We start from the raw sequence: 8,041 nt of genomic DNA, 5'->3' as shown, positions 1-8,041 counted from the left end.
CGCAGCGCGCTCGCCTGCGCGCCGTGGGCAACGGCCCGGCGGTTGAGGAATGGACGGAGTTCTAGAGTTTAGAACAGCAGCTTCACCGCGCCCCGCATCAACAGGGCAAGCACGGCGCCGAACACCAGGCAGGCGATCAGGTTGGGGACCGGCCGTTGCAGCCGGGACAGCAGGAACTTCATGGGCGCGCGTCTGTCGTCAGGCGGGGGCGGCCGGATCTTGCAGCGGCTGAGCCTCATCGGAAGGCGAGGTCAGCACCGCGCCGACCGAAGCGGTGATGATGGCGGCGATGGCCAGCCATTGCAGGGTGCTGAGGTGCTCCCCCAGGACGAACAGCCCGGCCAGGGCGCCGATGGCCGGATCGCCGCTGACCGCCACGCCGAAGGTGCGCTTGGGAATGTGGCGCAGGGCGATCATGTCCAGCGTATAGGGCAGGGCGCTGGACACCAGGGCGACCACCAGGCCCAGGACCAGGATCCTCGGGTCGAACAGGGCCAGGCCCGCGCCGGCGATGCCGAACGGCACCACCGTCATGGCCGCCACGGACATGCCGATGGCGACCGTCGCGCCGCTGGGCAGGTGGCTGACGCGCTTGCCGAAGACGATGTAGCCCGCCCAGAACACCGCCGCCGCCGCCGCATAGGCGCAGCCGACCGGGTCCAGCGTCGCCACGCTGCCGTCCAGCGGCAACAGCAGGCCCAGGCCCAGGATCGCCAGTCCGACCCAGACGAAATGGATCAGGCGGCGCGAGTTGAACAGGGCGACCGACAACGGTCCCATGAACTCGATCGCCAGCGCCACGCCCAGCGGAATGGTGTTCAGCGCCATGTAGAAGCTAAGGTTCATCAGCCCCATGACGCCGCCGTAGACGGCCAGGGCGCGCAGGTCGCTGCGCGTGAAGGCGCTGCGCCAGGGGCGGAAGACCAGCAGAAGGAACAGGGCCGACAGTCCCACGCGCAGGGCCGCCGTCCCGGCCGGTCCGACCATGGGGTACAGCGTCTTGGCGAAGGAGGTGCCGGCCGAAAGCGACACCATCCCGCCGATCAGGGCGAGATAGGGCAGGATGGCCGCGATGCGCGGCGTGCGAAGGGCGAGCGTCAGGGAGGACATGGCGCGGAACCTAGCCAAAACCCGTCTGTGTTTCTCGCTGATTTCACCTGCCACGACGCAAGAAACAGGCGTATGTTTGTATCAAATGCAAGAAAACATCGATCTCGATTCCTTCGATCGCCGACTGCTGGCCCTGGTCCGGCGCGACAATCTTCAGCCCGCGCGCGTGTTGGCGGAAAAGGTCGGCCTGTCCGAATCGGCGGTGTCGCGGCGGCTGCGGCGGCTGCGCGACGAGGGCGTCATCATCGCCGACGTCTCCGTGGTCGATCCCGCCCGACTGGGTCGCGCCCTGACCATGCACGTCCTGGTCGAGATGGAGCGCGAGGGCACCGCCGTTCTGGACGCCCTGATCGACAAGCTGACCGCCCGACCGGAGGTCCAGGCCGCCTGGTATGTGACGGGCGACACCGACCTGATCCTCTATGTCGTGGTGCCGACGATGGAGGCCTATGAGGTCTTCACCCGCGAGATGCTGAACGACGACGCGCGCGTCCGCGCCTTCAAGACCCTGATCTCGATCCGCGAAGTCCTGCCCTTCGATCCCGCCCGTCGCGCCCTGGTGCGATGAGATTCAGCCGAATGCGCCCAGGCGAGCGAAAAGCGTACTGAACTCATCATGGACGTCGCGCCCGCCTGCGGCACCCATCGCTAGGTCGCGGGCGCGATAGGCTTCGCGCCAGGCGCGCGACAAGAGGTCGGGGTCGCGCTGCTTTCCTCGTTCAAAAAGATCCGCAAACAACGCCGCGCACTGAGTACGCAGGATCGACTCTTCTCGCAGCGAAGGCGGTGGTTGGCGCTTTAGCGCTTCTTGGATCGCCGCCAGAGCCGCCTTGGGCTCTCCGGCGTGACGTAAAAACACGCCCAGATCCATGTCGATGTCGAAGGCGGGCTGCCCTTCCGGCGCGAGTTTCAGCCAACCTTGGGCGACACTGGCCCCTAGCCGCCACTGGTGATTGACCTTGATGGCGGAAGCCTGGCGAGCTCTTGTCGTACGGTCAGGCAGGCGTCCGGCGGCCGCGTGGCGGACCGCCTCAAGAATCAAGGGAGCGTCCATCTCGTTAAGCAGGTCGCCGCGTAAATATGGGCGCAGGCTTTGCAGAGCTTGCTCCAATGCGTGTTCGCGAGGATCGACGGCTTCTGTGACGGCGATGATCAGCGCGTGCTCTTCGGGAGCGACGAATGTCGCGTCTGCGGCCAGGGCGAACGTCATGCGACGTGTTCGCGCACTATCCTCGTCGCGAAGAAGAAGAATATCCTCTTGGACCGACACGATGCGCCACAAAAACTCCTCGCGTCCGTCATCAAGGCCGACGTCTACGAGGAGAGAACCAGGATCACATGAACGACGTAGCGCGCGCACCACGCGGGCGCCCTTGAGCTCAACTGCCTGCACGCGAGAACATCCCTTGGTCGCTATGTCTTTGAGCATCGGGTCATGCCGGAACGAGCTTGCGGAAACGTTGATAGCGACGAATGCTGAACGTGCGTTGAGAATTCCTGCGCGGGTCTGCTTTGTTCGCGGCGTATAAGGCCTATCTGTTGAGCCGACATCGCCGCACGGAGACCTTCCCATGTCCGACGCTTCTCAAGCCGCCTATGACGCCAGCCGCCACAAGAAGGCGGGGCGGGGCCGGGTCTATGACAGCATCGTCGACACCATCGGCGACACCCCTCTGGTCCGGCTGCCCAATCTGACGGCGGCGCTGCGGCCCAAGGCCACGGTGCTGGCCAAGCTGGAGTTCTTCAACCCGATCGCCTCGGTCAAGGACCGCATCGGCGTGGCCATGGTCGAGGCGCTGGAGCAACTGGGCAAGATCAAGCCGGGCGCCACTCTGATCGAGCCGACCAGCGGCAACACCGGCATCGCCCTGGCCTTCGTGGCGGCGTCCAAGGGCTATAAGCTGATCCTGGTCATGCCCGAGAGCATGTCGATCGAGCGGCGCAAGATGCTGGCCCTGCTGGGCGCGCGGCTGGAACTGACGCCCGCCGAAAAGGGCATGAAGGGCGCCATCGCCCGCGCCGAGGAACTGCTGGCGGAAATCCCCGGTTCGGTCAGCCCGGCCCAGTTCGAGAACCTGGCCAACCCCGCCATCCATGAAGCCACCACGGCCGAGGAGATCTGGAACGACACGGCGGGCGCCGTGGACGTGGTGGTGTCCGGCGTCGGCACCGGCGGCACCATCACCGGCGTCGGCCATGCGCTGAAAGTGAAGAAGCCCTCGGTGAAGATGATCGCGGTCGAGCCGACGGCCTCGCCCGTGCTGTCGGGCGGCGCCCCCGGCCCGCACAAGATTCAGGGCATCGGCGCGGGCTTCATCCCCGCGGTGGTCGACCGCGCGGTCATCGACGGCGTGGAGCAGGTCACGAACGAGGACGCCTTCGACATGGCCCGCCGCGCCGCGCGCGAGGAAGGCATCCCGGTCGGCATCAGCTCGGGCGCGGCCTTGACGGCGGCCTTCCGCCTTGCGGCTCAGGATGAGTATGCGGGCCGGACCATCGTGGCCATCATCCCCAGCTTCGCCGAACGTTATCTGTCGACGGCCCTGTTCGAAGGGCTGTAACGGCGCGTCCGGGCCCTGCAACTGCACTGCTGGTTAACCGCTGGCGTCTAGGCTGCGGGCATGGGCGAGATCCAGGCCAGTTTGGAAGAGACGCACGCGCCGCGCGGCCGTACGGCGCGGCAGGTGTTGCTGCGCCGGCTGGCCGATGTCGTCAGCCTGCCGGCCAGCCGGATCAATGCGTTCGAACGGGCGGTGGCCGGCGACTTGCTGGTCGATGTCCTGCGCCCGGCGCCGCTGGAGGAACGTCGTCGCGTGTCCCAGCGCCTGGCCTCCTTGGGCGAGTTGCCTGATGCGCTGAAGCGCCTGCTCATTCGTGACGAGCCTCAGGTGGCGGCGCCCTTGCTGGAAGACTGCGCCGCCTTGTCGGATGCGGACCTGATCGGCTGCGCGCGAGACGCCACGATCCAGCATCGACTGATGATGGCGACGCGGCGCGACCTGTCCGAGGCCGTGACGGACACCCTTCTGAGCTGGGGCGAAGAGGCGGTGATCGCCGCCGTACTGGCCAACCCCTCCGCACGTCTGACCCAGACCAGCCTTGAGGGCGTGATCGCCCTCAGCCGCTCGTCGCGCGACCTTTGCGCGGCCTTGCTGAAGCGACACGAGTTAAGACCCTCCGGCGCCTATGTCATGTTCTGGTGGTGCGGACCGGACGAGCGACGCGTCATCCTGCAACGGTTCGCCGTCTCGCGTGAAGTGATGCAGACCAGCGTCGAGGACGTCTTCGCCATGGCGGCGGCCGAGGGCTGGGATGATCCCGTGGCGCGCAAGGCCCTTCAGTTCATCGAACGGCGCCAGAGAAACCGCGCCGCGATTGAGAAGAGCCCCTTTGCTGATCTTGAAGCCGCCGTGGCGGCGGCCGCGGCGCAGGGCCTGTCGCGCGAACTGGTCAGCGAGATCGGCTATCTGTCAGGCGTCAAACCGCTGACCGCCGCCAAGATCATGAGCGATCCTGGCGGAGAACCCGTGGCTATACTGTGTAAGGCGACAGGGCTGACGCGGCCAAATCTTCGGGCCTTGTGGCGATCCATGCGGCGGCCTGAGACGACCGCCGACGGCGCCGCGCATCCCGACTGGGATCGTGTTCAACTGACCTATGAAATGCTGGCGGTCGATCGCGCTCAGACAGTGCTGCGTTACTGGAACTGGTCGCTGTCATCGGCCCTGACGCCGGCCTTGTTGCGTGCGATCCGTGACGGGGAAGACCAGGCGGTCGACGAATACTCGGCGCCAGAGCGTGCGGCGGCTCTCGCCTTGGCGGATAACTTCGGTCGTTGAAATCGCCATTCCTGTGCGAGCTGAATTCAGGCGTTGATTTCGCTTCATAAGCGAGCAACGCGCGTTGCATTGCTTTCAATGTGAAACATAAGTATGAAACTGATCGACGGCAGGTCGATTCAGATCAGTCGATTGAAAATGGGGCATGCAAGAGGCTGATGCAGATGGAAGAAAAACCCGAACTGCTCGAGATGACCGCTGACATCGTGTCGGCCTATGTCAGCAACAACACCGTTTCGGCGGACGCCGTGCCGGGTCTGATCGCTCAGATCCACGCCGCTCTGTCGGGCGTTTCGGTGGCTCCGGTCGAGCCCGAGCCCGAGCCCCAGGAACCGGCGGTCCCGGTTCGCAAGTCGATCACGCCTGACTTCCTGATCTGCCTGGAAGACGGCCGCAAGTTCAAGTCGCTGAAGCGTCACCTGCGCACCAAATACAACATGAGCCCCGAGGAATACCGCGCCAAGTGGGGTCTGCCGAAAGACTATCCCATGGTCGCCCCGAACTATGCCAAGGCGCGTTCGGAACTGGCCAAGCAGATGGGTCTGGGCCAAGGCGGTCGTAAGCCGGCCCGCGCGTCGCGTAAGTAATTCTACTCAGCGACCAAGACATGAAGCGCCCGCTCTTCGGTCGAAGGGCGGGCGTTTTGCTGTCAGAAGGTCAATGCAGAGGGTCAGTCTTCCGTCATTCGCGCCCGGCCGATGAGCACGGCCTCCGCCGCGCTGGAGGCGAAGGTCTCGGGCCGAACTGAGCCGCAGGCGACGGCGGCCAGTTCGTCCGCGTCGCCGCCGGGGGCGATGGCGTAGGGCGGGGCGGTTTCGGCGGTGCGCGGTCCTTCCGTCCCGTCGGCGCGCAGGGAGGCGAAGTCGAGACGGTCAGCCGTGCGCGCGGCGCAGTCGAACCGCCACCAGGACCAGCCCCCGACATAGGCGACGCCGCCGATCATCATGTCTTCTTCGCTGACCTGCAGGGACCGCATCCGCACGCCGTCGCCGTCGGGCGTGATCGAGGCCCGATCCGCGAAGACCGCGAACCGGCCCACGCCGGTCAGGGCCAACTCCATCACGGGCGTCTCCTGGGCGGACGCGGCGGCGAGGGCGGCGGTCAACAGCAGGGCGAGGGGCAAGATGACATCCTTTTACATGACCGAACGAGCGGCGGCGGTTAACCCTGTCCGCATACCCGCCGTTGAAACGGCTGCGCTAGACAGACGTCATGTACCACGCGCCTTCCGGTTTCGATCCTTCCGGCCCTCCGCCTGATCGGCGGCGACGGGTTCGTGCGCCGTTTCGTCAGACGCGCCGTCCGGAAGAACGCATCACCCTGCTGGGCGAGCCGGTCGACCTGGTGCGTCCTGAAGAGGTGCTGCTGCACGTCGAACGCAGCGTGGAGGCGGGCGTCCAGAGCGTCGTCGCCAACCACAATCTGCACAGCCTCTATCTGATCCGGCGCACGCCGGGGATGCGGCGCCTGTACGACGCGGCCGACCTCATCGAACTGGACTCGACGCCGCTGATCCATTTCGCCCGCCTTCTGGGCCATCCGGCGCGTCCGCAGCACCGCTGCACCTATCTGGACTGGCGCGATCATTTCTGGAGTCTGGCCGACCGCAAGGGCTGGCGCGTCCTCTATGTCGGCGGCGAGGACGGCGTGGCCGAAGAGGCGGCGCGGCGACTGACGACCCGCTATCCGGGCGCGATGGTGAAGGGGCTCAGCGGCTATTTCGACGCCACGCCGGGGTCGTTGGGCAATACGGCGGTTCTGGCGGCGATCAAGGACTTCGCCCCGCACGTGCTGTTCGTCGGCATGGGCATGCCGCGCCAGGAGCTGTGGATCGCGGATAATCTGGCCTCCTTGCCGCCGGTTCCGATCCTGCCAGTCGGCGCCGCCTTCGACTATGAGGCCGGGGTTCAGAAGGCCGCCCCGCGCTGGATGGGACGGCTGGGCGTCGAATGGCTGTTCCGCCTGTTCGCCGATCCCAAGCGGCTGTTCACCCGCTACTGCATCGAGCCCTGGTTCCTGATCGGCCCGGCGTTGGCGGATGTGCGAGAGGCCATGCGGCGCAGGAAACGCTGAACCGCGCCTCTCGTCAGCCATCGCAATGACGCTGGTCGAGGCTTTGAATTCCTAAGCCTTTGTCTCGACTGGACGGGATCGACCGGCCGTCTTCTAGTCATCCCGCATACTCCTCAGCGCGCCGACGACGGCGCGGGCTGACAAGGAGACGACCGGGCCAATTTCAGACGATTCAGACGAATTGGACTCTGTTTTTTCCATCCGTCTCGACCCTGCGCCTCCAGGTCAGGCCGTGACGATCTCTTCGGCCTGTTGCAGGTCGACGCTGACCAGCTGGCTCATGCCGCGTTCGGGCATGGTGACGCCGTAGAGGCGGTCCATCCGGCTCATGGTCACCGGGTTGTGGGTGATGACGATGAAGCGGGTGTCGGTGCGGCTGCGCATCTCGTGCAGCATCCGGCAGAAGCGGTCGACATTGGCGTCGTCCAGCGGAGCGTCCACCTCGTCCAGCACGCAGACCGGCGCCGGATTGGCCAGGAAGACGCCGAAGATCAGCGCCGCCGCCGTCAGAGCCTGCTCGCCGCCCGACATCAGGCTCATCACCGACAGCCGCTTGCCGGGCGGACAGGCGTAGATCTCCAGACCCGCCTCCAGCGGATCGTCGCTCTCGACCAGCTTCAACTCGGCCTGACCGCCGCCGAACAGGGCCTCGAACAGGGTCTTGAAGTTGGTGTTGATGACGTCGAAGGCGGCGATCAGCCGCTCGCGCCCCTCGGCGTTCAGTTCGTCGATGCCGTCGCGCAGTTTGGCGATCGCCTGCGTCAGGTCGATGCGCTCGGTCTTCATGGCGCTGAGCCGGTCGCCGTATTCGGCCGCCTCTTCCTCGGCGCGCAGGTTGACGGCGCCCAGCGCCTCGCGCTCGCGTTCAAGGCCGTAAAGCAGGCTCTCGGCGCCTGCCGCGTCGGGCGGGCGGGCGATGGCGTCGTCGGTCAGCTTCCTGCCCAGTTCCTCGGGCGACATCTGCGCCGTTTCGCGGATGTTGGAGGCGCTTTCGGCCAGCTTCTCGGCGGCGGCCTCGG

8 protein-coding genes and 1 pseudogene are annotated in these 8,041 nt (G+C 66.2%); 5 read left to right on the top strand and 4 right to left on the bottom strand.

Annotated elements, in window-relative coordinates; all coding sequences use genetic code 11:
• Nucleotides 1-198 precede the first annotated feature (198 nt).
• On the bottom strand, nt 199-1,110 hold the full coding sequence (locus BDIM_RS00425; RefSeq protein ID WP_040344449.1) for an EamA family transporter: 912 nt from the start codon (nt 1,108-1,110) through the stop codon (nt 199-201).
• A gap of 85 nt (nt 1,111-1,195) precedes the next feature.
• Between BDIM_RS00425 and BDIM_RS00420 the strand changes: the two genes are divergently transcribed.
• Nucleotides 1,196-1,678 carry an Lrp/AsnC family transcriptional regulator gene (locus BDIM_RS00420; RefSeq protein WP_003163583.1) on the top strand — a complete coding sequence of 161 codons (483 nt, stop codon included), beginning with the start codon at nt 1,196-1,198 and terminating at the stop codon, nt 1,676-1,678.
• A 3-nt stretch (nt 1,679-1,681) separates the two neighbouring features.
• Here the strand turns inward: BDIM_RS00420 and BDIM_RS17320 are convergent, their stop codons facing one another.
• On the bottom strand, nt 1,682-2,683 hold the full coding sequence (locus tag BDIM_RS17320) for a hypothetical protein (RefSeq protein ID WP_143276793.1): 1,002 nt from the start codon (nt 2,681-2,683) through the stop codon (nt 1,682-1,684).
• Between BDIM_RS17320 and cysK the strand changes: the two genes are divergently transcribed.
• From cysK to BDIM_RS00395, 3 genes are all read left to right on the top strand, one after another.
• Entirely contained in the window at nt 2,682-3,671 is a 990-nt protein-coding gene (gene cysK, locus BDIM_RS00405) for a cysteine synthase A (RefSeq protein ID WP_003163581.1), read from the top strand. The two genes, BDIM_RS17320 and cysK, sit on opposite strands and share 2 nt — an antisense overlap.
• Before the next feature lie 60 nt (nt 3,672-3,731).
• Nucleotides 3,732-4,949, top strand: coding sequence for a DUF2336 domain-containing protein (locus BDIM_RS00400; protein WP_003163579.1), 1,218 nt, complete (start codon nt 3,732-3,734; stop codon nt 4,947-4,949).
• A 164-nt stretch (nt 4,950-5,113) separates the two neighbouring features.
• Entirely contained in the window at nt 5,114-5,536 is a 423-nt protein-coding gene (locus tag BDIM_RS00395) for a Ros/MucR family transcriptional regulator (protein ID WP_040344688.1), read from the top strand.
• Nucleotides 5,537-5,619: 83 nt separating this feature from the next.
• Here the strand turns inward: BDIM_RS00395 and BDIM_RS00390 are convergent, their stop codons facing one another.
• Nucleotides 5,620-6,072 (bottom strand): surface-adhesin E family protein, encoded by a 453-nt coding sequence (locus tag BDIM_RS00390; protein ID WP_003163576.1) that lies wholly within the window; start codon nt 6,070-6,072, stop codon nt 5,620-5,622.
• An 89-nt stretch (nt 6,073-6,161) separates the two neighbouring features.
• Between BDIM_RS00390 and BDIM_RS00385 the strand changes: the two genes are divergently transcribed.
• A complete protein-coding gene (locus BDIM_RS00385; protein WP_003163575.1) occupies nt 6,162-7,022 on the top strand; it encodes a WecB/TagA/CpsF family glycosyltransferase in 861 nt (286 codons plus the stop codon).
• Between the two features lie 225 nt (nt 7,023-7,247).
• On the opposite strand, the pseudogene BDIM_RS00380 reads toward BDIM_RS00385, so the two are convergent.
• Nucleotides 7,248-8,041 (bottom strand): annotated as a pseudogene (locus tag BDIM_RS00380) (chromosome segregation protein SMC); the annotation flags it as partial.

Origin of the sequence: Brevundimonas diminuta ATCC 11568, assembly GCF_000204035.1 — a bacterium.
Taxonomy (GTDB): domain Bacteria; phylum Pseudomonadota; class Alphaproteobacteria; order Caulobacterales; family Caulobacteraceae; genus Brevundimonas; species Brevundimonas diminuta.
The sequence above is the reverse complement of the archived record's forward strand: the minus strand, read 5'-3'. Positions and strand labels throughout refer to the sequence as shown.